The organism is Burkholderia sp. S-53 (genome assembly GCF_025560745.1).
Lineage (GTDB): Bacteria > Pseudomonadota > Gammaproteobacteria > Burkholderiales > Burkholderiaceae > Burkholderia > Burkholderia pyrrocinia.
In genome coordinates, this window is the sequence record NZ_CP090484.1 from 1,746,867 (window position 1) to 1,773,430 (window position 26,564).

General features: G+C 64.4%; 25 protein-coding genes. 12 read left to right on the plus strand and 13 right to left on the minus strand.

The window, feature by feature from the left end:
• Nucleotides 1-279: 279 nt before the first annotated feature.
• Nucleotides 280-2,523, plus strand: coding sequence for a hybrid sensor histidine kinase/response regulator (locus LXM88_RS29935; RefSeq protein ID WP_262542960.1), 2,244 nt, complete (start codon nt 280-282; stop codon nt 2,521-2,523).
• Between the two features lie 75 nt (nt 2,524-2,598).
• On the opposite strand, the gene LXM88_RS29940 is transcribed toward LXM88_RS29935, so the two are convergent.
• Entirely contained in the window at nt 2,599-3,153 is a 555-nt protein-coding gene (locus LXM88_RS29940; protein ID WP_262542961.1) for an NADPH-dependent FMN reductase, read from the minus strand.
• 367 nt (nt 3,154-3,520) lie between these two features.
• Between LXM88_RS29940 and LXM88_RS29945 the strand changes: the two genes are divergently transcribed.
• Both LXM88_RS29945 and LXM88_RS29950 read left to right on the plus strand, forming a co-directional pair.
• The gene (locus LXM88_RS29945) at nt 3,521-4,120 is read left to right on the plus strand and encodes an RNA polymerase factor sigma-70 (protein ID WP_262542962.1); all 600 of its coding nucleotides are present in this window, start codon (nt 3,521-3,523) and stop codon (nt 4,118-4,120) included.
• A complete protein-coding gene (locus LXM88_RS29950; RefSeq protein ID WP_262542963.1) occupies nt 4,098-4,313 on the plus strand; it encodes a zf-HC2 domain-containing protein in 216 nt (71 codons plus the stop codon). Before LXM88_RS29945 ends, LXM88_RS29950 begins: the two co-directional genes overlap by 23 nt.
• 120 nt (nt 4,314-4,433) lie before the next feature.
• On the opposite strand, the gene arsC is transcribed toward LXM88_RS29950, so the two are convergent.
• Nucleotides 4,434-4,790: an arsenate reductase (glutaredoxin) gene (gene arsC / locus LXM88_RS29955; protein WP_262546983.1), complete on the minus strand. Its 357-nt coding sequence runs from the start codon at nt 4,788-4,790 to the stop codon at nt 4,434-4,436.
• Between the two features lie 967 nt (nt 4,791-5,757).
• Between arsC and parA the strand changes: the two genes are divergently transcribed.
• Nucleotides 5,758-6,420: a ParA family partition ATPase gene (gene parA / locus LXM88_RS29960; RefSeq protein ID WP_034181507.1), complete on the plus strand. Its 663-nt coding sequence runs from the start codon at nt 5,758-5,760 to the stop codon at nt 6,418-6,420.
• A 23-nt stretch (nt 6,421-6,443) separates the two neighbouring features.
• The gene (locus tag LXM88_RS29965; RefSeq protein ID WP_262542964.1) at nt 6,444-7,505 is read left to right on the plus strand and encodes a ParB/RepB/Spo0J family partition protein; all 1,062 of its coding nucleotides are present in this window, start codon (nt 6,444-6,446) and stop codon (nt 7,503-7,505) included.
• Between the two features lie 91 nt (nt 7,506-7,596).
• Here LXM88_RS29965 and LXM88_RS29970 read toward each other — a convergent pair whose 3' ends face one another.
• Nucleotides 7,597-8,964 (minus strand): replication initiation protein, encoded by a 1,368-nt coding sequence (locus tag LXM88_RS29970; protein WP_262542966.1) that lies wholly within the window; start codon nt 8,962-8,964, stop codon nt 7,597-7,599.
• A gap of 1,822 nt (nt 8,965-10,786) precedes the next feature.
• Between LXM88_RS29970 and LXM88_RS29975 the strand changes: the two genes are divergently transcribed.
• The gene (locus LXM88_RS29975) at nt 10,787-11,968 is read left to right on the plus strand and encodes a DNA-binding protein (protein WP_262542968.1); all 1,182 of its coding nucleotides are present in this window, start codon (nt 10,787-10,789) and stop codon (nt 11,966-11,968) included.
• A gap of 137 nt (nt 11,969-12,105) precedes the next feature.
• Here the strand turns inward: LXM88_RS29975 and LXM88_RS29980 are convergent, their stop codons facing one another.
• The 3 genes from LXM88_RS29980 to LXM88_RS29990 form a co-directional block, all read right to left on the minus strand.
• On the minus strand, nt 12,106-13,125 hold the full coding sequence (locus LXM88_RS29980; RefSeq protein WP_262542970.1) for a tyrosine-type recombinase/integrase: 1,020 nt from the start codon (nt 13,123-13,125) through the stop codon (nt 12,106-12,108).
• A gap of 101 nt (nt 13,126-13,226) precedes the next feature.
• Nucleotides 13,227-13,604, minus strand: coding sequence for a DUF2471 domain-containing protein (locus LXM88_RS29985; protein WP_262542972.1), 378 nt, complete (start codon nt 13,602-13,604; stop codon nt 13,227-13,229).
• Between the two features lie 130 nt (nt 13,605-13,734).
• On the minus strand, nt 13,735-14,346 hold the full coding sequence (locus LXM88_RS29990; RefSeq protein ID WP_262542973.1) for a helix-turn-helix domain-containing protein: 612 nt from the start codon (nt 14,344-14,346) through the stop codon (nt 13,735-13,737).
• A gap of 161 nt (nt 14,347-14,507) precedes the next feature.
• Between LXM88_RS29990 and LXM88_RS29995 the strand changes: the two genes are divergently transcribed.
• Nucleotides 14,508-15,707 carry a glycine C-acetyltransferase gene (locus LXM88_RS29995; RefSeq protein WP_262542975.1) on the plus strand — a complete coding sequence of 400 codons (1,200 nt, stop codon included), beginning with the start codon at nt 14,508-14,510 and terminating at the stop codon, nt 15,705-15,707.
• A 13-nt stretch (nt 15,708-15,720) separates the two neighbouring features.
• Nucleotides 15,721-16,749 carry an L-threonine 3-dehydrogenase gene (gene tdh / locus LXM88_RS30000; protein ID WP_047902093.1) on the plus strand — a complete coding sequence of 343 codons (1,029 nt, stop codon included), beginning with the start codon at nt 15,721-15,723 and terminating at the stop codon, nt 16,747-16,749.
• 386 nt (nt 16,750-17,135) lie between these two features.
• Here tdh and LXM88_RS30005 read toward each other — a convergent pair whose 3' ends face one another.
• Both LXM88_RS30005 and LXM88_RS30010 read right to left on the minus strand, forming a co-directional pair.
• Nucleotides 17,136-17,537 (minus strand): hypothetical protein, encoded by a 402-nt coding sequence (locus LXM88_RS30005; protein WP_262542982.1) that lies wholly within the window; start codon nt 17,535-17,537, stop codon nt 17,136-17,138.
• On the minus strand, nt 17,534-18,172 hold the full coding sequence (locus LXM88_RS30010) for a GNAT family N-acetyltransferase (protein ID WP_262546985.1): 639 nt from the start codon (nt 18,170-18,172) through the stop codon (nt 17,534-17,536). The genes LXM88_RS30005 and LXM88_RS30010 overlap by 4 nt, the downstream gene beginning before the upstream one ends.
• Nucleotides 18,173-18,365: 193 nt before the next feature.
• Here LXM88_RS30010 and LXM88_RS30015 point away from each other — a divergent pair, with 193 nt between their 5' ends.
• Nucleotides 18,366-18,971: a TetR/AcrR family transcriptional regulator gene (locus LXM88_RS30015; protein ID WP_262542984.1), complete on the plus strand. Its 606-nt coding sequence runs from the start codon at nt 18,366-18,368 to the stop codon at nt 18,969-18,971.
• A 64-nt stretch (nt 18,972-19,035) separates the two neighbouring features.
• On the plus strand, nt 19,036-19,515 hold the full coding sequence (locus LXM88_RS30020) for a nuclear transport factor 2 family protein (protein ID WP_096475497.1): 480 nt from the start codon (nt 19,036-19,038) through the stop codon (nt 19,513-19,515).
• Between the two features lie 496 nt (nt 19,516-20,011).
• Here the strand turns inward: LXM88_RS30020 and LXM88_RS30025 are convergent, their stop codons facing one another.
• A complete protein-coding gene (locus LXM88_RS30025) occupies nt 20,012-21,097 on the minus strand; it encodes a tartrate dehydrogenase (RefSeq protein ID WP_262542987.1) in 1,086 nt (361 codons plus the stop codon).
• A gap of 116 nt (nt 21,098-21,213) precedes the next feature.
• On the opposite strand from LXM88_RS30025, the gene LXM88_RS30030 reads away from it, so the two are divergent.
• Entirely contained in the window at nt 21,214-22,137 is a 924-nt protein-coding gene (locus LXM88_RS30030; protein WP_262542989.1) for a LysR substrate-binding domain-containing protein, read from the plus strand.
• 138 nt (nt 22,138-22,275) lie between these two features.
• Here LXM88_RS30030 and LXM88_RS30035 read toward each other — a convergent pair whose 3' ends face one another.
• From LXM88_RS30035 to LXM88_RS30050, 4 genes are read right to left on the minus strand one after another with little or no spacing between them, the layout of a single operon-like run.
• Nucleotides 22,276-22,740 carry a hypothetical protein gene (locus LXM88_RS30035; RefSeq protein ID WP_262542990.1) on the minus strand — a complete coding sequence of 155 codons (465 nt, stop codon included), beginning with the start codon at nt 22,738-22,740 and terminating at the stop codon, nt 22,276-22,278.
• A gap of 60 nt (nt 22,741-22,800) precedes the next feature.
• On the minus strand, nt 22,801-24,015 hold the full coding sequence (locus LXM88_RS30040) for a patatin-like phospholipase family protein (RefSeq protein WP_262542991.1): 1,215 nt from the start codon (nt 24,013-24,015) through the stop codon (nt 22,801-22,803).
• Nucleotides 24,012-24,797: a 3-hydroxybutyrate dehydrogenase gene (locus LXM88_RS30045; RefSeq protein ID WP_014900687.1), complete on the minus strand. Its 786-nt coding sequence runs from the start codon at nt 24,795-24,797 to the stop codon at nt 24,012-24,014. The genes LXM88_RS30040 and LXM88_RS30045 overlap by 4 nt, the downstream gene beginning before the upstream one ends.
• Before the next feature lie 51 nt (nt 24,798-24,848).
• On the minus strand, nt 24,849-25,589 hold the full coding sequence (locus LXM88_RS30050) for an acetoacetate decarboxylase (RefSeq protein ID WP_262542994.1): 741 nt from the start codon (nt 25,587-25,589) through the stop codon (nt 24,849-24,851).
• 391 nt (nt 25,590-25,980) lie between these two features.
• On the opposite strand from LXM88_RS30050, the gene LXM88_RS30055 reads away from it, so the two are divergent.
• Complete coding sequence (locus tag LXM88_RS30055) at nt 25,981-26,562, plus strand: undecaprenyl-diphosphatase (RefSeq protein ID WP_262542996.1); 582 nt, start codon at nt 25,981-25,983, stop codon at nt 26,560-26,562.
• The last annotated feature ends 2 nt before the right edge of the window (nt 26,563-26,564 follow it).

Here is a 26,564-nt window from a genome sequence, read left to right on the forward strand (position 1 = left end):
GATTCTCTGAGTAAACCGGAGGCGATGCAACTCGCCATATTCACCATTTCGAACAGAATCGGTCCGATCGCGCGGCATTCGGAAAACAGCCGCGACCATTTTCGAGATAAGTACGCAAAATTTTTCCTTGTGTACGTTTGCGCTGCCGGATTCGTCGCGTTTTCAATCTGACAATCTCCCCCTGTCGGAATCGACAGGATCGTGTGCGTACGGGGTCGCGCGGCGGGCCGTCGCAACTCGTTTATGATGGCAGGCACCTCTGCCTCGCCCGCTGCTTCGATGACGTCCGACCGGCCTGCCGACTCCCGCGATCCCGCCTCCACTCCCGCCGACGACTGGCAGGACGACGGCAACTATGCGTCCGGCGCGCCCGAGCATGATTTCGCGGTCCGCCGCGTCACGCTGATCGTGCTGCTCGTCGCGGCGATCGTGCTGCCGTGCATCTACGTGGTGGTGATGGCGTACAACGACCTGACGGCGCGCGAGGCCGCCGCGAGCGACGTGACGATGCGCACGGTGCGGGTCGCCGAAGAGCACGCGCTGAAGGTGTTCGACCTGAGTGAAACGCTCGATGCGCGCATCGTCGATCTCGTCCAGGACATGGACGACGCGACCGTGCGCAACAGGGAATCCGACATCCACGAAGCGCTGAACACGATCGGCGGCGGCTATCCGCAGGTGGCCGCCGTGTCGATCTTCGGCGCGAGCGGGATGCTGCTCGCCAACAGCCTCTACTATCCGGCGCCCTATGCGTCGATCGCGAACCGCGACGACTTCGCCGGCATCCGCGACGGCAAGGTCATCGAACACATCTCGCGGCTGATGATGGGGCCGCTCAAGCTCGAGAACATTCCGGTGTTCAACACGGGCGTCGCGCGGCGCCACAGCGACGGTTCGTTCGCCGGGATGGTGTCGATCGCGCTGAAGTCGTCGTATTTCAACGCGTTCTACCGCGACCTGCTCGGCGGCGCGGCCACCCCGATGACGATGGCGCTCGCGCGCTCGGACGGCGCGGTGATCGCGTCGTATCCGCCGCCGCCGTCGCTCGCGCACACCGATCGCGCAACCACGTTCGGCGACGCGCGCAACGATCCGCGCGCGGGTGTCGTACGCGTGCGCCACGACGGCGCGAGCAGCGAGATCGTCGCGTACCGCCAGGTCGGCAGCTATCCCGTCTACGTGACGTGTGCGTATCGCACGTCGGCGATCTGGCATGAATGGTACGAACACCTGAGCGTGCTGTTCATCTCGATGTTCGCGCCGTCGATCGCGCTGTGGTCCGTGATCTGGCTGTCGCTCAAGCGGCTGAAAGCGGAAGAGGAGGCGTGGGACCGCTGGCAGGCCGAAGCGTCGATGCGCCGCTCGATCGAATCGGCGTACCGGCAGTCGCGCAAGATGCAGGCGCTCGGCAACCTCGTCGGCAGCGTCGCGCACGACTTCAACAACCTGCTGATGATCATCTCGAGCAACGTGCAGATCGCGCGGCGGCGCGGGGTTCAGCATCTCGACAAGGAACTCGGCGCGATCGAACGCGCGCTGAAGAACGGGCAATCGCTCACGCGCCAGCTCCTCGGCGTCGCGCGCAAGCAGCCGCTGCACAGCGAGACGATCGACGTCGGGCAATGGGTCGGCACGTGCCGCGAACTGCTGAAGACGTCGCTCGGTTCGAAATCGTCGCTGGTCGTCGCGATCGAGCCCGGCGTCTGGCCGATCCGCGTCGACGTCGCAGAGCTCGAGCTCGCGGTGATCAATCTCGCGGTCAACGCGCGCGACGCGATGGCAACCGGCGGCCGCTTCACGGTCGGCGCGCGCAACGTGACGCTGCGCCGCGAGGACGGCTTTCCGCTGACCGGCGATTTCGTGCAGATCTCGCTCGACGACACAGGCTCCGGCATGGCGCCCGACGTGCTCGCGCGCGCGTTCGAACCGCTGTTCACGACGAAGGCGCAGGGAATGGGGACGGGGCTCGGGCTGCCGCAGGTGTTCGCGTTCTGCGAGCGCTCTGGCGGCCTCGCGACGATCGACAGCGCGGTCGGCGCCGGCACGTCGGTGCGCCTCTACCTGCCGCGCGCGCGTGCCGAGGACGTCGTTGCGCGGCCGCAGGCCGTCGTGCACGACACGAGCGCGCTCGCCGGGCTGCACGTGCTGCTCGTCGAGGACAACGGCGAAGTCGCGGCCGGCACGGAAGCGCTGCTTTCGCTGCTCGGGCACCGCGTGACCTATGCGCCCACCGCCGACGACGCGTTGCGCCTGATCGAAGGCGCGGCCGCGAACGACGCGTTCGATCTCGTGATTTCGGATATCCACATGCCGGGCCGCCTGAACGGCATCGACCTTGCCGAAGCGGTCGAGAAGCGGCCGGGGAAGCTGCCCGTGATTCTCGTCACGGGTTACGCGGAGGAGCTCGACCGCACGCGCACCGTCAACGTCCGCGTGCTGTCGAAGCCGTTCGACATCGCACTGCTCGACGAGATCCTGCTGGGCATCCGCGAAGCGCGCGACGCGCGGCACGCCGGCGCGTGACCCGCGGTGTGCGGGCCGGCGCCGGCGGAATGAACGGCCGTGGCATGCACGGCCACGGCGATCAGGCCGACGTCGTCACGCCGACTTGAGCACGCGTACCCAGCCAGCGTAGCGATCGACGAAGCCTTGCAGGAACTTGCGGGTGTCCTCGCTGACGATCTGGCCCTGCGCGTCGATGCGCGCCGGATCGTGCTTGATGAACATCTCGGGCTGCCCGAGCGTCTTTACGTCGAGGTACGCCAGCACGTTGCGCAGGTGCTGCTGGGCGAGCGCGGTGCCCGTCGCGCCCGGCGACGTGCCGAGCACCGCGCCCGGCTTGCCCGACCACGAGTTGGAACCCCACGGGCGCGAACCCCAGTCGAGCGCATTCTTCAGCACGCCCGGCATCGACCGGTTGTACTCGGGCGTGACGAACAGCAGCGCGTCGGCGGCTTCGATCGACTGCTTGAAGCGCTTCGCGACTTCCGGGAAATCCGCGTCGTAGTCCTGGCTGTACAGCGGCAGTTCGCCGATCTCGACGAACTCGAACGAAAAATCGGCGGGGGCGAGCGAGATCACCGCGTGCGCGAGCGCGCGGTTGGACGAAGCGCGGCGCAAGCTGCCGACAACGACCGCGATACGATAGGACATGGCATTCTCCTTCCGGTGAGTGAAGAATCGGATCGATTGTTTCCGAACAGGCGACAAAGGTCTGTTTATAGGCAAGCCAGCCCGTGAACCGCCCCACGGGGCCGTCCGGCCGACTTTCCACAAGGTTTTCCACAGAAATTGTGGATAACTCGGCCGTTATGTTCTGATGTTACAAACCGCCCGCCGCGCGACGCCTTCGACGCGCGATACGGGTTTCGGCAAGCATAGCGCAGCGCGCCGGCCGGTTTCGTGAATTCGTGACGGAACATACGTTGCAGGCCGGCACGGCGCCCAGTAAGCTGCTCGCACCGCGATGCGCCCGCCCTGTGGCGCAAGCGCGATCGCCTCGAGACCCTGCTACCCAGACATGCCGTCCGCGTACGACGACCCCGTTTATCTCGCGCAACTGCGGCGCGACCTGCTGCGCTTCGCGCGGCTCCAGCTCCGCGATGCCGACGCGGCCGAAGACGCCGTGCAGGAGGCGCTGACCGCCGCGTGGTCGCACGCGGGCGATTTCGCAGGGCTGTCGGCCCACAAGACCTGGGTGTTCGGCATCCTGCGCAACAAGCTGATCGACGTGCTGCGTGCGCGGCAACGGACGGTGAGCCTGTCCGCGCTCGACGCCGAGCTCGACGGCGAATCCGTGCTGGATCGCGAGCTGTTCAAGGAAAACGGCCACTGGGCCCCGCATGCGAAGCCGCGGCCGTGGCCGCGCCCCGAAACGCTGTTGCAGCAACAGCAGTTCTGGACGCTGTTCCAGGTCTGCCTCGATCACCTTCCGGAACAGATCGGACGCGTGTTCATGATGCGCGAATTCCTCGATGTCGAGATCACGGACATCTGCAGCGAATTGACGCTGACGACGAATCATTGCAGCGTGTTGCTGTATCGGGCGCGCACGCGCCTGCGAACCTGCCTGAGCGAAAAAGGACTGACGACCGAAGATGCTGCCGGGGAAATGTACTGACGTGACGCGACTGCTGTCGGATGCGCTCGACCGGCATCTGACCTTGCATGAACGCGTGCAGGTGCGCGTGCACCTGCCGACCTGCAGTGGCTGCAGAGCCTATCGCGGGCAGATCGCGCTGCTGCGAACGGCCGCGAAAGCGGCGGCGGGGCGGGAAACGGGCGCTGACGACACGTCGTCCGGAGAAGGCTAGAAGCCCGTGTTGCCGCTATCGTCCGGGCAGTGGGTGGTGCGCTACCCGGCGATCGCACCGGCTTCGATGGCTGGTGTGGTCTCCGGGCTGATGCAATAAGAAAAATACGCCGGAAAATAATTATTCGAACAGCGCTTGCACCGCTTCGGGCGGCCGACCGATGGCCGCCTTCCCGCGATAGACGACGATCGGACGCTGCAGCAAAACCGGATGAGCGGCAATCGCCTCGTAGGCTTGCGCATCGGTCAGATCCGCGCGGGCCAGATCCAGCGTCTTGTACGGCTCCTCGCCGTCGCGCAGCATGTCGCGAACCGGGCGGCCAAGCTGCCGATGCAGCGCTTCCAGTTCGTCGACCGTCGGCGGCGTCTTCAGGTACTCGACGACGTTCACCGGTGAGCCGGTAGTGTTCAGCGTCTCGACCAATGCAAGCGTCTCGCGCGACTTCGAGCATCGGGGGTTGTGGTAGATCGTGATCATCATTCAGGCCTGGATGGGAGAGGGCTGTATTGTAGCCAGTCTGCATCAGGGGTTTTGGCGCGGGCGGCAGTGGGGTAGCGGTGCGCGGATTCGATGCTTTGACGACGCTGGTTGACGGGAAGATGCCGCCAGCGCCACGGGTCTCGGGAGAGGCGATGCATCGGGGATGTGCTTCAAAGGGCCGATGTGTTTATGCGCATAAAGTCGTGCGCCCGCTATCTCGCGGCAAGGATAAGGATTCGCAAGACTGCGTCTCGTGACGGGTGTTTCGGGTGGCAAAGAGCGCAGGCGATAGCGTGGTACGTCGATTGGTTTATGCGCATAAAGCCCGCGATCGCTCGACAGGGTACCGGCCGATTCATCGCGCCGACGAGCGTCGACAGCCGCGACACCGCAGCGATCGTCGCATCGATGTGCTGCCGAGTCAGGGCAACCCGGCTTGCCGAAATTGATGCAGGGTCGGCACGAGATCGCTCGGCACTCGCCCCCATCGACCGCGGTTTATGCGCATAAACGTAGCGGCTCGTTATGGCGTGACGCGGTTGCCCATAGGCTCAATCACACACCACCCACGCTGCATATCTGACCAAGGTGGACAAGATCACCCCCGCGCTCGGGAACGCGTCGCAGTCCTGCCGCCCGGTTTGCCTCCCCGGTCGCCGCAGAGTTTATGCGCACAAACTCACTCGCGCGCAGGCACGACCACCCACCACCGTCGCGCGAAAGGGCAGCGCACTTTGATCTCGCCAGCCCCCACTGCGCGTACCAACGATGCGCGTCGTGATGACGCATCCGTCGTGTGGCTCGTCAACGTCCGCAGGCATCGCCCACGCCACCGATCATCGCCGGTTCGTTTATGCGCATAAACCGATAGCCCGAATGGCCAACGCGTAGTTGTCGAACGACAATTTCATTGAAATATAAATATCGTCCTGTAGAATTCCAACGACCAAAATAGGAGTGAAAATTGGCCGCGGAAATCATTGCAGTCACTCAACAAAAAGGTGGCGTCGGCAAAAGCACGATTGCCATGCACCTCGGCGCCGCGTTCCATGAAAAAGGGAAGCGCATCCTCGTCATCGACGCAGACCGTCAGAACACCCTGGTTCACTGGTCGAGCGCATCCGGCGACAGCGACACCGGCATCCCGTTTCCGGTCGTCAATCTTGCTGAAGCCGACGGCCAGATCCATCGCGAGATCAAGAAGTTCATCAACGACTACGACATCATCGTCGTGGACTGCCCGCCGTCGATCACCGAGAAGGTATCCGGCGTTGTCCTGCTGGCCGCGTCGATTGCCGTGATCCCGACTTCGTCGTCGCCGGCCGATTACTGGTCGAGCGTCGGGCTGGTCAAGCTGATCCAGCAGGCGCAGGTCATGAACGAAGACCTCCGCGCGGTATTCCTGCTGAACAAGACCGAAGAGAAGCGCATGCTGACCCGCGAGCTCAAGCGCGCGCTCGAGGAGCTCGGCTTCCCGCTGCTGAAGACGCAGATCCCGACCCGGGAAGCGTACAAGCAGGCGATGGCGCTCGGTCAGACCGTGCTGCAGATGAACGATCGTGGCGGCAAGCTGGCCGCCGCCGAAATTCGCGCATGTGCCGACGAAATCGTCGCCATGCTGCCCTGACTTTATGCGCACAAAGGAGTCACATGAAACCTTCCCAATTTGCAAAAGGATTCCAAGCGCGCCCGGATATCACGACGAGCGAGAAGCGCACGGCACTCGACCGGCTCAATGCGATTGACGGCATCGTCAAGTCCGAGACGCCCGCCGCGGTACCGACCAAATCCGCGAAGAAAGACATCGCGCCGCCGCCCGCGCCGGAGTTCACGCTCGATCCGTCGATCGACGAATCGACGCAATATCGCGCGTGGCGTCTCGAGAACCGCTATGCCCCGGGGCAGGTGATCGAGCTGGCGCTGAAGGCGATCAAGCATAGCCCGTTCAACCCGCGGCACTTCTATCTGAAGTCGTCGATTGCCGAACTCGCGGTCAACCTCGCGAAGCAGGGGCAGCAGCAGGCGATCCACGTGATTCCGGATTACGACAATCCGGGCACGTATTTCGTCAGCGACGGCGGCCGTCGCGTGCGGGCGCTGAAGGAAGCGAACAAGGAATCGGTCAAGGCGATCGTGATCGACGTGCCGATCGGCATCCAGAGCTACAAGCTCGGCTACGACCTGAACGTCCAGCGCGATTCGCAGACGGTGTTCGACAACGCCGTCGTGTGGCGCCGCTTCCTCGACGACAAACATTTCCAGAGCCAGAAGGAACTCTCCGAGCATCTCGGCCTAGACGAGTCGACAGTGGCCGTCGCGTTGTCGATCGGCAAGTTGCCGGAAGCGATCATGCAGGAAATGGTCGCGCGTCCCGATCGCTTCGGCTCGAACATGGCGTACCAGGTCGGCCGCTATCACAATGCGCGCGGCACCGAGGCCACGCTGCGGCTGATCAACAAGATCGTGTCGGACGATCTCAGCACGCGCCAGGTATCGGACATCGTCAAGGGGCGTGTCGCTGCGCAGGAGACGCCGAAGGTCGCGGGCCGTCAGCGCTACGCGCAGCGTCTCGAGATCAAGCTCGGCGGCAAGTCGGTCGGCGACTTGAAGTCGTATGGCGAAGACCGCATCGAATTGCGCCTGCGCGGCCTCCCGAAGGACAAGCGCGACGCGATCCTCGAGCAACTCGAGCGGATGCTGTTGTCGGAATGATGGAAACGGCCGGCAGGGCCTGATGAGGACGCCGGGCCCGCCCGGCTGAGCGGGCGGCCGGCGGCGGCCCGTCAGCGGGCCTGAGCGGGCCTCAGGCGGCCCGCGACTGATTCAGCGTGAACGACAGCAGGTCGCCGTCCGTCGGCTCGCCCCAGGTCTTCTGGGCCAGCCAGTCGAAAAAGGCCGTCTCGGCCAGCTTGGAATCGAGGCCGCGCTTGCGCCAGTCGTCGCGCAGATGCGTGCCCATCGTCGGCAGCGCCTCCGACTCGAACGACTCGCGCGCCACTTCGCGCTCGGCGTCGCCCTGCTCCTCGTACAGCACCTTCGCTTCCTTGCGGCGGAACGCCGCGAACTCGCTCAGCAGCCGTGCCTTCAGATCTTCCGGCTGCGCCGCTGCAATCTTCGCGGACGGCGTGCCGGCGGGCAGCGCGTCGACCGACTCGACCGGCGGCGCATAACCCTTCTTCAGCGCATCCTTGAACAGCGCCGGCGCGCTGCGCACCGGCGGCAGCGTCGTGCTGCGCATCCGCTGCTCGGTCATCTGCAGTGCGGCGCGAATCCGGTTCTCCTCGCTGTCCGCATAGAGCGTCTGCGCTTCCTTCAGCGGGATCCCGAGTTTCACCATCCGGTCGACCAAGGTGCTGTCGAACACGTTCGGGTGTTCGTCGAGCGCCAGCATCGGCTGCTTGCGCTCGGTCACGCGGAACTGGATCTCCGCGACCCGGCGCCCTTCACGGTGCTCGATCAGCTCGACGAAGATATTGGTGACCGCGTTGACTTCCGCGATTGCGGGACGCAGGTAGTCGCGCTTGAAGTACTTGTACTCGCGCTTCGCCTCGTCGCCGGCTTCCGTGTCGGGCGTGCCCGACAGGATCGGCCGCCACCACTCCCACGGCTCGCGCATCGTCAGGTGGCTCGGGTTCGTCAGATAGCGCACACAGATCTCGTACAGCGCGAGGCCGGCGCTGCTGCGCAACTGGCTCTGGAACTGCAGGCTCAGACGCGCATACTGGACCGGGTCGAGCAGCTTCTTCTTGATCTTCGGCGCGAACGAGAATTCGACCCACACGCGGCGGGTCGTCGGATCCTCGAGAATTTCCGCATCGGCGATCAGCGTCGAGATCCCCCACTTGCGGCCCGGCTTCTGGCTCGACGTCCCCGTGCTCCATTCGACCTGCACCGACACCATGCGGCGCAGGTGTTCCTTCACCAGTGCGGTGTCGTTCGAATCGAAAGCGGAGTTTGCGACGATGTCCGACAGCAGCGCGCGATACGTATCGCCCGAGTCGTCGGCCTGCTGCGCAACGGCCAGCAGGACATTGAACAGCTTGCGGGTCAGGAGCGTGATCTTGCCGCTCTTCGGCTGAATTGCGATCGCCTCGACGGCCTTGCGCAATTCGGCTGAACTGGCACTCACCACATCCACATCGGTTTTCTTGGCGCGCTTCGTCGTGGCCATACGTCGGGTCGGAGGAGAAGTTTTCCGGAAGGATAGCGCCTGCGGTGATGTGCGTCCAGAACGACATGCTCACCATAGCCGGTGAAGTGCGCGTGCAAAACGGCACTCACCCCAACCGCTCCCGAAAACGCTCACCGGTCCGGAATTGCAGCGTTCCGGACTCGTCCAGACGTGCCGCGGGATGCGCCGATTCACAGAATTTCACCTGTGCATGACACGTGCGAAACTCGCTCCCGTATCGGCTCACCTTTCAATTTGTCGTAATTTTGCGACTGCATCGCTGTGAGTTCGCCACAGGGTCGCGATCGCACCTCACTGTGCGTCCCCGATCGGGCCACATCGGGCTGTATGCATGTACAGGCGCGGCTCACCGGGAAATCGGGATCGCATCCGGCACCCGGAAACGCGCCTTCGAAACCGGCCCGCGCGGCCCGATCGGACCTGCTTTGCCGGCCCGGGCGCGCATTGTACAGCGCACAAACCGTGTCGGGTCCCGAAAATACTCACCTCGAGCACAGCGTGTGCTTTCGTCTCGATGCCACCAAATGTCCGGCACACGCGGGATTGGCTACCAGAGTCTCCCGAAAACACTCACCTCATTGAAAAAATGCGGCACAGCAACGGGCTCGGGAATGGCTCCCGAAAAATCTCACCGTAACTGCCGCGGTATCAAAAAACCCAATGCCTTCCGATACTTATAGGCAGAAGGCATTTGGCTGTGCCCGGTAGACATCCCCCGAAAAACCTCACCTTTCGACGGAAATCCTTCATACGACAACCGTATGTAGGCTCCTGAAAAACCTCACCTGTACCAAAAAGGGGCACAGCAAAAACGAGATTTCTTCCAGTCCTGGCGGGCTTTTCGGCGAATCAGGCCGCTCACAGGTCCCGAAAAGCCTCACCTGTGACCATTTTTAGAGCAAATACCGTTCCCGAAAATGCTCACCTGTGACCACGATCACAGCCTGTGATCCATGCCCCGAAAAAGCTCACCTTAGCGAGATCGGGGCAGGAAAACCCGGATTTCCCTCCCGAAAAGCCTCACCTTTAGTGCATCACAGGCCCCGGAAAGCACTTTTGCTGTGCAAAATGGCGTTCGCTTCCCGGAAAGCCTCACACCAAATTCCCGTGGAGTCCCGTGAAACCTCACCTTTCGCCAAAACTGCCTAAAAGATGGGCAGAATCGGGGCGCGAAGAAGGTCCCGCAAATTCTCACCTATGTCTGCACAGGCAGAAAACTGTGCAGTCAGGCACAGCGCGGGTTCTGTGGCTGTGAGGCCCCGAATAACCTCACCTTTGGGAAATCTCGTGTTTCACTGTGATCCCGAATCCGCTCACGACCTTTCCTGCAACGGCTCACGCAGCTCCCTGAACCCAATCACGTCAGCTCCCGCAGAAGATCACCTTGGCTCCCGTAAAACTTCACCTTGCCGGCCGGAAAGCCTTGCTACATAAGGCTGTGCCGTGGCGTTAACGTTTTTAACTAAGGGTTCAAGGGTGTTTACTTCTAATACTCTCAAGCCATCGGCCGACGAGTTTTCCACAGATACCCCAAACCCTGAACACCCACAGGGAATCGGATCGTCCGTCATGTGAAACAAGTGTCGATTTTCGGGGTCTGCTGGAAAACGCTTGCATTACAAAGACTTGGCTGTCTTTCTTCGCTTTGTTTCACGGAATTCTGGACCACGTTCATCCGGAAAGGCTCACAGACCCGATTTCTGTGCAAAGCGACGTAAATTCGCAACGTCGAACCGAAACAGGTATCAATAGATACGTATTTCGTTATGATTACCACATTTCAATGTCTGTGAGCTCTGCCATGACCCTGGACGAAATGCGCCAAGTCATTCGGGACGAACTGGAATCGCTGCGTGCAAGCGGGGCGCGGCGCCAGGAATTGTCACTGCATGCGTGCAAGCGCCTGTTCTTCGATCTTGGCATCCGGCCATCGGCCGCCAACGTCCGCGATCTCACCCAAACCGGCAGCGCCAGCGACATCCCGAAAGACATCGACCATTTCTGGGAACGCATCCGTTCTGCGTCCAAGATCAGGCTCGACGGTGCGGCAATTCCGAAGGCCGTCGAGGAAAAGGCCGGTGCGCTGCTCGGCTCACTCTATGAAGAAGCGTTGAAAGCGGCGCGCGACAGTCTCGATGGCGACCGCGAGCAGGTTCGCGCCGGCATTGCCGACGCCGAACAGCGATTGCGCGACGCAACTGTCCGCCATGAGACGCTCGAAAGCGCGCTCGCGCGCGGCGAAGCCCGAAACGAGCAACTGCAGGCACGCGTGACCGAACTCGAGGTTCAGCTCGCGTCGCAGACCACGCACGGTTCGGCAAGTGAAGCGACGTTGCTCACCACAGTTGCCCGACTGGAGAAGGAACTGGCCGCCGCGGCCGGCCGTGTCGACGCCGAACAGGCGCAAAACGCCACGCTGCGCGACCGGATCGATGCGCTTCAAGCCGAATTGCAGCAGCGCACCGAGCACTACGCTCAGCAAATCAAGGATGCGGTGGCCGAAGCCGAACGCCGCGTCAAGCCGATGCTGGTCGAGCTGGACTCGCTGCGCAGCATGGCGTCGACCTACCAGAGCGGTTTGCGCGACGTCCAGCGCAAGGAATTCGATTTCCTTCAGCAACTGAGTTCGGCCAAGACACGCGCCGACCGGCTCGAAGAACAGTTGCGCAGCCAGAGCGATGACCTGGAACGTGCGACGCGCGACGTGAGTTCATTGCGCGCGAGCCGCGGGATGAATCCGGAAATTGCCGCGCTGATCCGGCGCCTGGCCGATGCCGGGCAACTGGACGCGGATGCATTTGCAGCGATCGGAACCTCGCTGGATGAGGAGATTCCGGTGCCAGCTCACTGCCCGCGCTGCGACGCAGAACCGGAGCTGTCGCACGGTGAAGAGGGTTTTGAGGTGGCGTGCCCGGAATGTGAGCACGCGTCGGGCGCGTGGCCGTCGCGGTTCGAAGCCATCGCGCGCTTTGCGCACACCTGACCCGAAGAACGGCCGCACCTGCACAGGTGAGACGATCCGGGACGCTTGAGGTGAGGTTTTTCGGGAGCTGCGAAACGGTGAGGCTGCGCCACGCAAGGCTGCTCACGGATCGTGTCGCGTGAGCAGCCGTTTCGCGATCAGTGAGTCTCGTCGCTGTCGGATGCGTCACCGTTGCTGTCGGCCAGGCCATCGCGCCAGTTTTTCCAGGCGCGATGCAGGCGGCTCGACGAGATCGGCCGCATGAAGCCCAGCCATTTGCCGACCCGCTCGGGCGGCACGTCGTGTTCGAACAGTTCGGCCGCGTAGGTATTGCGCAGCGTCTGCGGGCTTGCGCGCGCGGTGCGCGACGACGTGAGCCCGGCCGATTCGACGATCGCGTCGATCGCGCGCAGCATCGTCGCCTTGTGCATCGGCCGCCCGGCATGGGATGCCGGGAATACGAGCTCGCCAGGAATTTCCTGGCGCTTGCGTTCCGTGAGCCATGCGTCGAGCAGCGCGATCGCGAACGAGGCCAGGTGGGTTTCGCGCGCGTGATTCGGGTGCGCCGACTCGATCTGCAGCGACGTTCCGCTGGTATTGATGCAACTAATCGTAAGCGCACGCGCTTCGCCGGTTTTAATGCCGGCACCGAGAAACGCGGCCACGAGCGCACGGTCGCGCCGCTCTTTCCAGTATGCGGAACCGGATACGCCGATCGGCGAAAACAGATACGCGAGCAATGTCGCGCGTTCGGCCGGCGTCAGGAAACCGGTCGGCTCGTTGTCGCGCGCCTTGCGCCAGTTCGCTTCGCCATCCTGAGCAATGAAACGGGCCGGGTTGGTCGATGCGTACTCGGTGCGCCGGATATGGTCGAGCACGCGCTCGATCAGCCGCAGATAGCGCATTCGCTGGGTTTTCCGGATCGGCAGCTCGCCGACGAAGTTCGCAATCGTGGCCGTATCGACCGTTGCCAGATTCTTCTGATGCGCGCGCATCCACGTGAGAAACGCGCCCCATTGCGCGCGATAGACATCGGCCGACGAGCGGCGATAGTCCTGCATGGCCAGCCACGCGTCGAATGCGGCTTCGGGCGACACGATCCAGTCGGATGCGCCGCGGTCGAACAGATCCTTTTCTTCCGGGCGTGCAGGCGTGTCGGGAGATGCGGGAAGGGACATGTTATTTATTCCGTTAGTTGCGTATATGGTAGCCCTTTCCGCAACGTCTCGGGCAGCAAGAGGCTGGACAAGCCGCCATGCGCGGCGGCCCGGGTTCGCAGTCAGTCGCCCCACGCCTTGGACGGACGATGAGCGCGCTCGTGAGGCAACGTGTCGTGCGACGTCGCCGCCGCTTCGTATGCGAGCACCGCGAACGAAAAGACGGCGGGCAGCGCATTCGAGCGCCCGAAGTCGATCGGATCGTCCGTTTCGGGAAACGTCATGTCCGACGGCCGTTCGAACAATTGACGCATGCCGGCCTCGTGCCGGCTGGCAAAGCCGAGATCGGCGAGCGCCTCGGCTTCGATCGCGTGCAGCAGGCGCCACGTCAGCGGGACGCGCTGACGGATGTAGCGCCCGGCAATATGGCGAACGATCAGCTCGAGGTCATGCGCGGCAGCCTTGAAGCTGAGCGCGGCCAAATCTTGTTCTTCTGTCATCGCAGGCTCCTGTCGACCGGAGCGGGCGCCTCGGTGCGCCAGCTCCGGCCCATGCATGGCGGAATGTCCGTATACTGTACAAACATACAGTATTTTCCGCAACTGGCCCTTTGGCCAGCCATACGCGCCGTCAGCGATGTATCACGATCAGCAGTGCTCGCGCTTCGGCCTTGCCGGGATTGCGGATCGCATGCGGCTCGTCGGCCGGGTAGCGTGCGGTGTCGCCGGCCTTCAGGCGCCGGCTGGCCGCCGCGGCTTCGATTTCCATTGCGCCCTGCAGCACGGTGAGGTGCTCGCGCGTGCCGGGTTCGTGCGCGTTCGATACGAGTGCGCCGCCGCCCGGCAGCGTCAGCTCGTACCACTCGAACTTGCCGGCGAGGTCGATCGGGCCCCATACACGCAGCTGGTACCGGCCGTCGTGGCCGGCAAGCGTCGGAATGTCGTGCGGGCCGTCTACACGGATCGTCTCCGGTGCCTTCGGCTGCGAGAACAGCTCGTCGAGCGTGATGCCGAGCGCGTTCGTCAGCCGCCAGGCCACGGCGATCGTCGGGTTGGCCTTGTCGCGTTCGATCTCGGAGAGCATCGATTTCGATACGCCGGCCGCGCGCGACAGGTCGTCGAGCGTCAGCTTGCGCTCGTTGCGCAGCCGCTGGATCTGCTCGCCGACACGCGGCGGCGTGACGGCCGGCGGTTGCGATGCGGCGCCGGCAGGCGTGCGCCGCGATCCGGAGGAACTTGCCATTTGGATTCCGTTCGCTTAGAGTTGTTCGGTATTTCGAATTCTAGTTCGGAATATCGGATAAATGCGGTCAACCGAACGACCGACTATAACAGTAGCAGGCCGCTGCGCCGCCGCCACGAGCGGCGCGCCGCGGAATGCGAATCCCTGTCAGGAGCTTTGCGATGCGTGATGCCTTTCTCGCCCAGGTGCGCGGGACGCTCGACCAGATCCGCGCGGACGGTTTTTACAAGACCGAGCGCGAGATCGCGAGTCCCCAGGCGGCGGCCGTGCGGCTCGCCGGCGGTGCCGGCGTGCTCAATTTCTGCGCGAACAACTATCTGGGTCTGGCGAACGATCCGCGCCTGATCGACGCGGCGAAGGCCGGCCTCGACCAGGACGGCTTCGGCATGGCATCGGTGCGCTTCATCTGCGGCACGCAAACCGTGCACAAGCAACTGGAAAGCGCGCTGGCCGCGTTTCTCGGCACCGAGGACAGCATCCTCTACTCGAGCTGCTTCGATGCGAACGGCGGGCTGTTCGAGACGCTGCTCGACGAGAACGACGCGGTGATCAGCGACGAGCTGAACCACGCGAGCATCATCGACGGCATCCGCCTGTGCAAGGCGAAGCGCTTTCGCTACCGGAACAACGACCTGGCCGACCTCGAGGCGAAGCTCAAGGAAGCCGATGCGGCGGGTGCGCGCCACAAGCTGATCGCGACCGACGGCGTGTTCTCGATGGACGGCATCATTGCCGACCTGAAAGGCATCTGCGATCTCGCCGATCGCTACGGCGCGCTCGTGATGGTCGACGATTCGCACGCGGTCGGCTTCATCGGCGCGAACGGTCGCGGCACGCCCGAGCATTGCGGCGTCGAAGGCCGCGTCGACATCATCACGGGCACGCTCGGCAAGGCGCTCGGCGGTGCATCGGGCGGCTATGTCGCCGCGCGCCGCGAGGTCGTCGAACTGCTGCGCCAGCGCTCGCGCCCGTATCTGTTCTCGAACACGCTCACGCCGAGCATTGCCGCGGCATCGCTGAAGGTGCTGGAACTGCTCGGCAGCGACGAAGGCGCGAAGCTGCGCGAGCGCGTGCGCGAGAACGGCGTGCGTTTCCGCGAGCAGATGACGGAAGCGGGCTTCACGCTCGTGCCCGGCGCGCATCCGATCATCCCGGTGATGCTCGGCGACGCGCAGCTCGCGACGAACATGGCCGACAAGCTGCTCGGCGAAGGCGTCTACGTGATCGGCTTCTCGTTCCCCGTCGTGCCGCGCGGTCGCGCGCGCATTCGCACGCAGATGAGCGCCGCGCATACGCCCGAACAGATCGACCAGACGGTCGCCGCGTTCGTGCGCGTCGGCAAGTCGCTCGGCATCGTCTGACGGAGGCACGACCATGAAAGCACTGGCAAAGCTCGAACGCGGCCCCGGCCTCACGCTCACGCGCGTGAAGCGTCCCGAAGTCGGCCACAACGACGTGCTGATCAAGATCCGCCGCACGGCGATCTGCGGCACCGACATCCATATCTGGAAGTGGGACGACTGGGCGCAGAAGACGATTCCCGTGCCGATGCACGTCGGTCACGAATATGTCGGCGAGATCGTCGAGATGGGGCAGGAAGTGCGCGGTTTCGCGATCGGCGATCGCGTGTCCGGCGAAGGCCACATCACGTGCGGTTTCTGCCGCAACTGTCGCGCGGGGCGCCGGCACCTGTGCCGCAACACGGTTGGCGTCGGCGTGAACCGCGAAGGCGCGTTTGCCGAGTATCTGGCGATTCCGGCGTTCAACGCGTTCAAGATCCCGCCCGAGATCTCCGACGATCTCGCATCGATCTTCGATCCGTTCGGCAACGCGACGCACACGGCGCTGTCGTTCAACCTCGTCGGCGAGGACGTGCTGATCACCGGTGCGGGCCCGATCGGCATCATGGCCGTCGCGATTGCGAAGCACGTCGGCGCGCGCAACGTCGTCATCACCGACATCAACGACTACCGGCTGGAACTCGCGCGCAAGATGGGCGCGACGCGTGCGGTCAACGTCGCACGCGAGTCGCTGCGCGACGTGATGGCCGACCTGCACATGACCGAAGGCTTCGACGTCGGTCTCGAGATGTCGGGCGTGCCGAGCGCGTTCACGAGCATGCTCGAGGCGATGAACCACGGCGGCAAGGTCGCGCTGCTCGGCATCCCGCCCGCGCAGACGGCGATCGACTGGAACCAGGTGATCTTCAAGGGGCTCGAGATCAAGGGCATCTACGGCCGCGAGATGTTCGAGACCTGGTACAAGATGGTCGCGATGCTGCAGAGCGGCCTCGACCTGTCGCCGATCATCACGCATCGCTTTGCGGCCGATGATTACGAGAAAGGCTTCGCTGCGATGCTGTCCGGCGAAAGCGGCAAGGTGATTCTCGACTGGACGGCCTGAGTGCCGAAGGGGCAGCGCGGCTTGTTGGTCGCCTGCCCCGCTTTCGTTTGCGCGTGCGTCGTCGCGATCGGAACGCGCGAATCCGGGCTTGAGGTGAGATTATTCGGGAGCTGTGTTTGCATGCCGAATCGCGACGCGATCGCACATCGGTGACTTGCAATCGCACCTTCGCATCACCTGTCAGCCCTCGCCTCGCTTCCCCCCATCACGCCATTCGGCGCCTGTTCTTCCTCTTCCGCACGCTTGCCTGCTTCGCTTGTCGAGCAATCGCTCGCTACGCACCGCATGCGATGCCGTGCCGAACCGGGACGTCATCCGTGAGCCGGTGAACCTCGTCACGACTCACTCATACGCCACGCAATCCGCATCGACCGGTGCGCAGACCGCTACTTGATCTGTTCACCGTTCACCCATCGCGGTTCCAACTGAAGATTCAACACGACCAGCCAGCGCTTCGGGCACTGCGGTGCCACGTCGATCAGATCGCCGTGCGTGCCGGAAACCGTGACGAACCCGTGCTGCGCCGCGTACCGGTACGCGCGTAACGCATCGGCCTGCAGCCAGAAGCTGACGAGCGCGCAGGTCACGAAGCGGAACAGCAGCAACGTCGCGGCTTCCGGCGCGAACCCGGCCGCGACGAGGAGGCCGTCGAATACGAACGTCAGCGCATGCGCGACCGCGATCGTGACGATCGTCAGCTTCAGCACGCCACGCAGCCGCAGCGCCGCACGCACGCGTGCCTGCCTGACGGCGAGCTGCGCGCGATCGTCATCGCCATCGTGTTTCATGGCGCCGCACCGGCTTGCCGTGCAACGTCGATCTGCGCCGTGTCGCAGGCACGCATGCGGTCGTCCGCGACGCCGACGGATTTGCACAGGATCGCGCTGTCGTAGTTGTGTCCCGGGAAGCGCATCACGTCGACCGGTTGAAATCCTTCACGACGATAAAAATCGATGAGCCGGACTGCCGCGTACGGCGCGTCGAGGGCGAGGTGCGTCGCGCCGCGCGCGGCCGCCCGCCGTTGCGCGAACGCGAGCAGCGAGCGGCCGATGCCGCGTCCCTGCCAGACCGGATCGACGGCCAGTTGGCCGAGTGTCGCGACACGCCGGCTGCGATACGGATCGCAGCGCGAATCGGGATCGTGCGATTGCATCGTCATCGTCGCGACCAGGTGCGCGTTGCCGAGTGCGACGAAGCACTCGCCGGTGAGCACGCGTGCGCGTGTCGCCGATGCCGGCTGGTCGACGCACGGGCAATTGAAGCCCAGCGCGCCGAGCGGCGCGAAGGCGCGATGCAGCAGCGCGGTCAGCATGTCGTACGAATCGCTGCGCGGATCGAAGCGCCGCACGACGACGCGGCCGTCGAGCCGCTTGGCATAAGCCGCATAGGCGCGCGCGGGGCGCGCGGATTCCGGTCGCTGCATGATGTCCTTTCGCCCAGACAGGGTGACCGAAGTGTAGTGAGCGTCGCGTATCCACTTCAAGAAAAAATGTCGTAAACGCGGCGGGCTGCATTGCACGGCGGCCGTGCAGTCAGACCGCGAATCAGCCCTCCCGCCGACATGGCTTTTTCACACGGGAGTTGACGAGGGAGAACGATCGTTCTACCGTAAACGCATGAACACACCACACGACACTTCCGGCGAACCGGGCGTTCGCGACCGGCTGCTCGACGCGGCCGAAGCGCTGATCTATTCGGGCGGCATCCACGCAACGGGTGTCGATGCGATCGTGAAGCGGTCCGGCGCGGCACGGAAGAGCTTTTATTCGCAGTTCGAATCGAAGGAGGCACTGGTGGTCGCCGCGCTTGAACGGCGTGACGAGCGCTGGATGCGCTGGTTCGTCGACGCCACGCTGGCACGCGGCAAGGCGCCGCGCGCGCAGCTGCTCGGCATGTTCGACGTGCTGCGCGACTGGTTCGGGCAGCCCGACTTCCATGGCTGCGCGTTCCTGAATACGTCGGGCGAGATTCCCGACGCCGACGATCCCGTGCGTGTCGTCGCGCGTATGCACAAGGCGCGTCTACTGGCATTCGTGCGCGAGCGGTTCGATGCGTATGCCGACGAAACGGGAATCGAGCGCCGCGGGCTCGCGCGCATTGCGCGCCAGTGGCTCGTGCTGATCGACGGCGCGATCGGCGTGGCGCTCGTCAGTGGCGATGCAAACGCCGCGCGAGATGCGCGCGCGACAGCCGAACTGCTGCTCGACACCGTTTCGCGGTAGTCGGTGCAGCGAATCCGAACCGGCCGCGGGCGTCCGCGGCCAGAACCCTGAACAGGAGCAACCCATGTCAGCTTCCCCCGAAGTCCGTCCGCCCGTTCCGCCCTTTACGCTCGAATCGGCGCGCCAGAAGGTGCGCGCCGCCGAGGATGGGTGGAATACGCGCGACCCGCAGCGCGTGTCGCTCGCCTATACGCCGCAAAGCCAATGGCGCAATCGCGCGGAATTCGTGACCGGCCGCGACGAGATCGTCGGGCTGCTGCAGCGGAAATGGACGCGCGAACTCGACTACCGGCTGATCAAGGAGCTGTGGGCGTTCGGCGGCAATCGCATCGCGGTGCGCTTTGCGTACGAATGGCATGACGATGCAGGCAACTGGTTCCGTTCGTATGGCAACGAAAACTGGGAGTTCGACGAAAACGGCCTGATGGCGCATCGTCACGCGTGCATCAACGACCTGCCGATTCGCGAGGAAGATCGTCTTTATCACTGGCCGCTCGGCCGCCGTCCCGACGATCATCCGGGGCTGTCCGATCTCGGCCTGTGACGTTCTCGCCGCGCCTGTCCAGCGGATCGGCGAACGTATCACCTGAGTCCGAAGGTGAGGAAATTCGGGAGGCGATGCGCTGAAGGTGAGGTTTTTCGGGACCAGGTGAAATGTCGCGTCGGACTGTGTGCTTCGCGCAGAACGACGTGGCATCGCCCCGGGTAAAGCGGACATGTCGCTCGCGTCGATATCACGTGATGTACGTGTCGACACGCAACGGTGTGCTTCACCACGCGATGCATCTCACCGATCGAACCGGTTCGACAATCTGTTGGCGACCGGTGTGCGCGAACGTGATGTGCAACTCACCGATCGGATCGATTTCAACGAGAGACAGCGCAAGCAGTGCGCATGGCGGTGTGTCGTTACTCACCGCTCGACTTCATCGTGAACGCATCGGAATCCGCACGGGTGCGCAACCGCATCGCGTGTTGCTCACCGCCGCCTGATTCGTGAAGTGGTTTCCCGGCGCGATCGCTCGCGCCGGGCCTGATCGTCAGCCTGCAATCCGTGCGGCGATCGCCTCGCCTACTTCCTGCGTCCCCGCATTGCCGCCGAGATCGCGCGTATGCGGCCCGGCGCGCAGCACGTCCTCGATCGCGGCAACGATCGCATCGTGCGCTTCGCGTTCGCGGCCGGCGCCGTTGCCGAGGAAGTCGAGCATCATTGCCGCCGACCAGATCATCGCGACCGGATTCGCGATGTACTGCCCCGCGATGTCGGGTGCGGAGCCGTGCACGGGTTCGAACAGCGACGGAAACGTGCGGTCCGGGTTCAGGTTCGCCGACGGCGCGATGCCGATCGTGCCCGTACAGGCCGGCCCGAGATCCGACAGGATGTCGCCGAACAGGTTCGATGCGACGACGACGTCGAAGCGGTCCGGCTGCAGCACGAAGCGCGCGCACAGGATGTCGATGTGCTGCTTGTCGACGGCGATCTCGGGATAGCGTTCGGCCATCTCGGCCGCGCGCGCGTCCCACCACGGCATGCTGATCGCGATGCCGTTGCTCTTCGTCGCGACGGTGAGACGCTTCGCGCGCCGCTGCGCGAGCTCGAATGCGAATTTCAGCACGCGCTCGGTGCCGTGACGCGTGAAGATCGACTGCTGCATCACGACTTCGCGATCGGTGCCTTCGAACATCGTGCCGCCGACCGACGAATATTCGCCCTCGGTGTTCTCGCGCACGATCATGAAATCGATGTCGCCCGGCTTGCGGCCGGCGAGCGGCGACGGCACGCCGTCGAACAGGCGCGCGGGCCGCAGGTTGATGTACTGGTCGAACTCGCGGCGGAATTTCAGCAGCGAACCCCACAGCGAAATGTGATCGGGCACCGTCGCGGGCCAGCCGACCGCGCCGAACAGGATCGCGTCCATGCCCGACAGTTGCGCCTTCCAGTCGTCCGGCATCATCGTGCCGTGCTGCGCGTAGTAGTCGCAGCTCGCCCAGTCGATCTGTACGAAGTCGAAACGGATGCCGAAGCGCGCGGTCACGGCGTCGAGCGCGCGCAGGCCCTCGGGCATCACTTCGCGGCCGATGCCGTCGCCGGGGATCACGGCAATTCTGTAGGTCCTGTCGGTCATGCAAAGCTCCTTGGCTGGTCGGCCTGCTGCCGGGGATGCAGTGGCCCGTCACGTCATTCTATTTATTTCCATTCGGATTAAAATCCCGTGAAAGGTTAATCGACTTTCCACGAATCGTGAACAAATCACCGAACCTCGACGACCTGCGCGTGTTCAGCCTGGTCGTCCGCCTGACGAGCTTCAGCGCGGCCGCCGAGCAGCTCGCGGTGTCGCCCGCCTATGTCAGCAAGCGCATTGCGCTGCTCGAGGCGCAGCTCGGCACGCGCCTGCTGCACCGGTCGACGCGCCGCGTGACGGTCACGGAAGCCGGCGAACGCGTGTTCGCGCGCGCCGAGAAGATTCTCGACGACGTCGATCATCTCGTCGAGGACGTGTCGACGACGCGCACGGTGCCGCGCGGCACGCTGCGCATTTCGAGCAGCTTCGGCTTCGGCCGGCACGTCGTCGCGCCGGCGCTGCTCGACTTCTCGGCACGCTATCCGCAACTGAACGTGCGGCTCGATCTGTTCGACCGGCTCGTCGACGTCGCGGGCGAAGGCTACGACCTCGACGTGCGCATCGGCGACGAGATCGCCGATCACCTGATCGCGCGCCGCCTCGCCGCGAACTACCGCGTGCTGTGCGCGTCGCCCGACTATCTCGCACGACGCGGCACGCCGCGTTCGCTCGCGGATCTCGCGTCGCACGACTGTCTCGCGATCAAGGAGCGCGATCACCCGTTCGGTGTCTGGCGGCTGAACGTGCGCGGCGAAACGGCCACGGTGAAGGTCGGCGGCGCACTGTCGACGAACCACGGCGAGGTGGCCGTGCAATGGGCGCTGGCCGGGCGCGGGGTCGTGTTGCGCTCGATCTGGGAAGCCGGGCCGCTGATCGAACGCGGCGCGTTGTGCCGCGTGCTGCCGGATGCGATCCAGCCCGCGAACATCTGGGCCGTTTATCCGGAACGCGTCGCGGCGTCGGCGAAAGTGCGCGTGTGCGTGGATTTTCTGGTGGAGACGCTGGCCGGCCTGAATGCCGCAGCGGGTGACGATACGGCCTGAGAACGGCCAAAGGTGAGCTTTTACGGGAAGATGAAGCGCGCGCGACCGGCGGCGCGTTCAACGTCGAAACGTGAGCGGCGCGACGCCGTGCAAATCACCGTTGAACCTGCGTGACGACCGCGCCGATCCGTTCGCCTGTTACAGCCGGTTGTCCTTCGCCAGCGTCAGCACGCGCGCCCAGCGCTGCGCATCGCGCTTGTCCGTCATCGGCAGCTTCCATTCGCTGCGCGCCGCGTCGCGCACGCGCACGACGAGATGCCAGCGGCCGCCGATCGGCGCGGCCTGGCAGCCGTCGAGCTGCGACAGCGTATAACGACCGTCCGCGCCGTCGTGCGACAGCCACAGCAGCCCTTGCGTCGCGGACACACGCAACTCGCCCCACGCGCGATGCACGACGTGGGTCCAGCCTTCTTCCCGGGTATTCGGAGCGATGTCGCGGCGGCGCTTGATCCACCACGCGACCAGCGCGATCAGGATCGCGGCGGCGAATACGGCGGCCGCGATGGCGACCGGCTGCCCGAACTGCGCGGCGATGACGTGAAACAGGTGAACCGCGCCCCATCCCAATGCGATGAGCGCGAACAGTGCAATGAAAATCGGCATGTCGAATCGGAGAAGAGGACGGACCGGCGCATGCATCGCGCCGATCCGTCGCGCAGCGCATTACCGGCGGCGGTGAATGTCGTGCGTCACGAAACCCGCGTCGTTGTTGGGCAGCGCGAGGCCGTCCTTCACTGCGAGCGTCTTGCGGATGTCGTCGAGACCCGCGGACCAGTGGTCGCGCATCGTCGACAGACCGAACTGATAGTCCTTGTAGTGATGCTCGTACGCCTTCTGCTGATAGATCAGGTGCTGGATGTTGTACTTCTTGCTGCACGACATCGCATCGGCCTCGACGCACCACGGATCCGCCTTGCGCTGCGCTTCAGGCACCTGGTCGAGCACGTGGCGCAGCACGTTGCGGTAACGCTGTTCGCGTTGCAGCGTGTCGGTGACGAAACGCGTGCGGCTCGAATACTGCACGTCCTTCGTGCGTTCGGCGACGTCGGCCATCGTGCGCGGCAGCGGCCCGCGCGCGCTCCACAGATCGACCTGGAACGCGAGCGTGTCGCGGCGCGGCCGGGCGCGGAGCACTTCCATCAGCGGGGTGTTCGACACGACACCGCCGTCCCAGTAATACTCGCCGTCGATCTCGACTGGCGGGAACGCGGGCGGCAGCGCACCGGACGCCATGAAATGCTCGGGCGCGAGACGGATGCGCGAGTTGTCGAAGTACACGAAGTTGCCGGTGCCGACGTTGACCGCGCCGACCGACACGCGCGTCTCGCCCGAATTGATCCGGTCGAAGTCGCACAGCTTCAGCAGCGTCGTGCGCAGCGCCGACGTGTCGTACCAGCTGATCTTTTCCGGATGGTCGGACACGCCCGGCAGCGGCGGCGGGAAGCGCGGCGAGAAGAAGCCCTGCTGACCCTGCATCATCGCGCTGGCAGCCTGCGACGCGGTGAAGAACGTGCGGATCTGGTCGATGCTGTTGAACAGCGCGAATTCGAACGCGGCCGGAATCGCCGGAAAGAACGCCGGCTGGCAGATCGTTTCCCAGAACTCGCGCAGCCGCTCGACGCGATGCTCGGGTGCATTGCCGGCGATCAGCGCGGTGTTGAGCGCGCCGATCGAGATGCCCGCGATCCAGTCGAGCGGAATGCCCGCCTCGTGCAGCCCTTCGAACACGCCGGCCTGATACGCGCCGAGCGCGCCGCCGCCCTGCAGGACGAGCGCGATCGTTTCGTACGGCAATGACCGCGCAGCGGTCGGCGCGCCGGCTTCGTGCAGGTCCGTCTCATCGACGGCCTGCTTTTCGGTGCGGGCGTGCGGCTTCATTGCATGAACCAGCCGTGGCTGACCACGAACGACTGGCCCGTCAGCGCGGCGCTCGGGAACGCCGACAGGAACAGCACCGTCTGCGCGACGTCCTGCACCGTCGTGAACACGCCGTCGACCGTGTTGCCGAGCATCACCTTCTTCACCACTTCCTCTTCGCTGATTCCGAGTTCCTTCGCCTGCTCGGGAATCTGCTTGTCCACCAGCGGCGTGCGCACGAAGCCCGGACACACGACGTGCGAACGCACGTTGTGCTTCGCGCCTTCCTTCGCGAGCACGCGTGCGAGGCCGAGCAGGCCGTGCTTGGCCGTCACGTACGCCGACTTCAGCGGCGACGCTTCGTGCGAATGCACCGAACCCATGTAGATCACGACGCCGCCGCGATCGTCCTTGTACATGTGCTTGAGCGCGGCCTTCGTCGTCAGGAATGCGCCGTCGACGTGGATCGCCTGCATCTTCTTCCAGTCGGAGAACGCGTAGTTCTCGATCGGGTTGACGATCTGGATGCCCGCGTTCGACACGAGGATGTCGACCGAGCCGAACGCTTCGGCAACCTTGTCGATGCCGCTGTTCACGGCTTCCTCGTTCGTCACGTCCATCGCGACGCCGATCGCCTTGCCGCCTGCCTTGTTGATCTCGTCGGCGACCGCATTTGCGCCGTCCTGGTTCAGGTCGGCGATCGCGACGGCCGCGCCCGCTTTCGCGAGCTCCAGCGCGATTTCCTTGCCGATGCCGCTCGCGGCGCCCGTGACGACTGCGGTCTTGCCATTCAGGTTGCTCATTTCGAATTCCCGTGGTGAAAGGATTGACAGGGAGAAAGGACTGCGGACGTGTTACTGAGCCAGGTAATCGTAGACGACTTCGCCGAGGCCCAGTGTCAAATCTGCGACGAGGTGCCGGGCTTCGACGATCTCGAGCACCGGCAGGTCGGCCACCGGCGCGAGCGCGTGCGGCGCCAGCTCGAGCGATGCGGGGCCCGTCCACGCGCCCTTCATCTTGATGTCCTGCAGGTAGTAGCGCACCAGTTCGCAGACGCGCGCGGTGCCGTCGACGTGCGGAATGATCTTCAGCAGGAAATTGGGCCCGGCGAGACGCCTGGTCTGCTCGTCGATGTCGAGCTCCTTGTGCTTGTAGCCCATCGTGCCGGTCGCGACACGCACCTTGCCGTAGTCGAGCGTGCCGAGGATGTGATCGGTGTTCACGTGCAGCGTGGGCGATGCGAGCTTCTTCGGGAAGCCCCACAGCTCGCGGCCGCCGGCGATCGGCGGGTGATCGTCGAGATACATCGCGAGCGTGTAGCCGCCCGGCTGGCCGTTGTATTCGACGGGAATCACCTGGCCGCTTTCGGTGTAGTCGCCGAAGCCGGTCGAATCGGCCATGCGAATGAATTCGTAATGCACGAGCGGCTCGGTGACCTGCAGCGGCTCGGGGACAATTTCACGGAGACGGTCCGGATCGGTGCGATACGTGATGATCAGAAACTCACGGTCGACGAAACGGTACGGGCCCATCGGGAAGGCAGGGCTGGTCAACGGCATCGCAAACGCTTTCGATCGGACATCGCTGGGTTTCATGCGGACTCCTTGTTGTTGATCGCTTCGTGGATGAGTGCTCGTAATCGTATGCCTGTGCGCCGTCGTTGTGCGATGCCGCAATTGGAATTAATTGTTGCCGATTTCGATGGAGTTACGGCGTAAATATTGAGACGAACAACGCAAACGGCCTGGATGGCGCCCGGCGGCCCGATGTTCGCACGTGCCGATGACGCCACGATGTGAAAAAGGTGAGCCTTTGCGGGATGCCAGGTGAGCCTTTACGGGAACGGTCGCGCGAGAATGTGACAATTGCGTGAACTTGTGTTGCAGTGCGAACTCTAAGTGCGTTCGCCGCGGCTGGCGCGCCCTAGCATCGTTCCTGTCCGACCGGGCAACCGGTCGAATCTTTACGTCCCACGCAACCGGATTCATGCAGAACCTCAATCTCGCCCTTTTTTCCGCCATCAACGCCGGGCATGCGCCGCAGCCGGGCGTGGCCCGCCTTGCCATCTTCGCCGCCGACTGGCTCGTCTATGCGCTGCCCGCGATGCTGCTGCTGACCTGGATCTTCGGCGCGCGCCCGACGCGGCGCCAGGCGATCGAAGCCGGCGTCGGCGTATGCGTGGCGCTCGCGCTCGCGCAGGTGCTCGGACATTTCTGGTTCTCGCCGCGGCCATTCATGGCCGGCGTCGGCACGCAACTGATTCCGCACGCGCCGGACAGCTCGTTTCCGAGCGATCACATGACGTTCGCGTGGAGCATGGCGGCCGGCCTGATGCTCGGCAGCACGACCCGGCTCACCGGGTTCGTGATGGCCGCGATGGCCGTGGCGATTGCGTGGGGGCGTATCTATGCGGGCGTGCACTGGCCGTTCGACATGGCGGGCGGCGTGCTGGTCGGCACGGCCGGCGCGCTGGCCGCGCATCTGTACGGGCAACGCGTGACCGCGCTGCTCGAACGGATCGGCGATTCGGTGCACGCGGTCGTGATGGGGCGCCGGCACGCGCCGTAAGC

Excerpts from the sequence above, each read along its gene's own strand:
- LXM88_RS29965 (WP_262542964.1), top strand. The coding sequence starts at position 6,444 with ATGAAACCTTCCCAATTTGCAAAAGGATTCCAAGCGCGCCCGGATATC.
- LXM88_RS29935 (WP_262542960.1), top strand. The coding sequence starts at position 280 with ATGACGTCCGACCGGCCTGCCGACTCCCGCGATCCCGCCTCCACTCCC.
- LXM88_RS29980 (WP_262542970.1), bottom strand. The coding sequence starts at position 13,125 with ATGTCCCTTCCCGCATCTCCCGACACGCCTGCACGCCCGGAAGAAAAG.
- LXM88_RS30015 (WP_262542984.1), top strand. The coding sequence starts at position 18,366 with ATGAACACACCACACGACACTTCCGGCGAACCGGGCGTTCGCGACCGG.
- LXM88_RS29995 (WP_262542975.1), top strand. The coding sequence starts at position 14,508 with ATGCGTGATGCCTTTCTCGCCCAGGTGCGCGGGACGCTCGACCAGATC.
- LXM88_RS30055 (WP_262542996.1), top strand. The coding sequence starts at position 25,981 with ATGCAGAACCTCAATCTCGCCCTTTTTTCCGCCATCAACGCCGGGCAT.
- LXM88_RS30010 (WP_262546985.1), bottom strand. The coding sequence starts at position 18,172 with ATGCAGCGACCGGAATCCGCGCGCCCCGCGCGCGCCTATGCGGCTTAT.
- LXM88_RS30025 (WP_262542987.1), bottom strand. The coding sequence starts at position 21,097 with ATGACCGACAGGACCTACAGAATTGCCGTGATCCCCGGCGACGGCATC.
- arsC (WP_262546983.1), bottom strand. The coding sequence starts at position 4,790 with ATGATCACGATCTACCACAACCCCCGATGCTCGAAGTCGCGCGAGACG.
- LXM88_RS30020 (WP_096475497.1), top strand. The coding sequence starts at position 19,036 with ATGTCAGCTTCCCCCGAAGTCCGTCCGCCCGTTCCGCCCTTTACGCTC.
- LXM88_RS29945 (WP_262542962.1), top strand. The coding sequence starts at position 3,521 with ATGCCGTCCGCGTACGACGACCCCGTTTATCTCGCGCAACTGCGGCGC.
- LXM88_RS29975 (WP_262542968.1), top strand. The coding sequence starts at position 10,787 with ATGACCCTGGACGAAATGCGCCAAGTCATTCGGGACGAACTGGAATCG.
- LXM88_RS29990 (WP_262542973.1), bottom strand. The coding sequence starts at position 14,346 with ATGGCAAGTTCCTCCGGATCGCGGCGCACGCCTGCCGGCGCCGCATCG.
- LXM88_RS30035 (WP_262542990.1), bottom strand. The coding sequence starts at position 22,740 with ATGCCGATTTTCATTGCACTGTTCGCGCTCATCGCATTGGGATGGGGC.
- LXM88_RS29940 (WP_262542961.1), bottom strand. The coding sequence starts at position 3,153 with ATGTCCTATCGTATCGCGGTCGTTGTCGGCAGCTTGCGCCGCGCTTCG.
- LXM88_RS30005 (WP_262542982.1), bottom strand. The coding sequence starts at position 17,537 with ATGAAACACGATGGCGATGACGATCGCGCGCAGCTCGCCGTCAGGCAG.
- LXM88_RS30050 (WP_262542994.1), bottom strand. The coding sequence starts at position 25,589 with ATGAAACCCAGCGATGTCCGATCGAAAGCGTTTGCGATGCCGTTGACC.
- LXM88_RS30040 (WP_262542991.1), bottom strand. The coding sequence starts at position 24,015 with ATGAAGCCGCACGCCCGCACCGAAAAGCAGGCCGTCGATGAGACGGAC.
- tdh (WP_047902093.1), top strand. The coding sequence starts at position 15,721 with ATGAAAGCACTGGCAAAGCTCGAACGCGGCCCCGGCCTCACGCTCACG.
- LXM88_RS29970 (WP_262542966.1), bottom strand. The coding sequence starts at position 8,964 with ATGGCCACGACGAAGCGCGCCAAGAAAACCGATGTGGATGTGGTGAGT.
- LXM88_RS29950 (WP_262542963.1), top strand. The coding sequence starts at position 4,098 with ATGCTGCCGGGGAAATGTACTGACGTGACGCGACTGCTGTCGGATGCG.
- LXM88_RS30045 (WP_014900687.1), bottom strand. The coding sequence starts at position 24,797 with ATGAGCAACCTGAATGGCAAGACCGCAGTCGTCACGGGCGCCGCGAGC.
- LXM88_RS29985 (WP_262542972.1), bottom strand. The coding sequence starts at position 13,604 with ATGACAGAAGAACAAGATTTGGCCGCGCTCAGCTTCAAGGCTGCCGCG.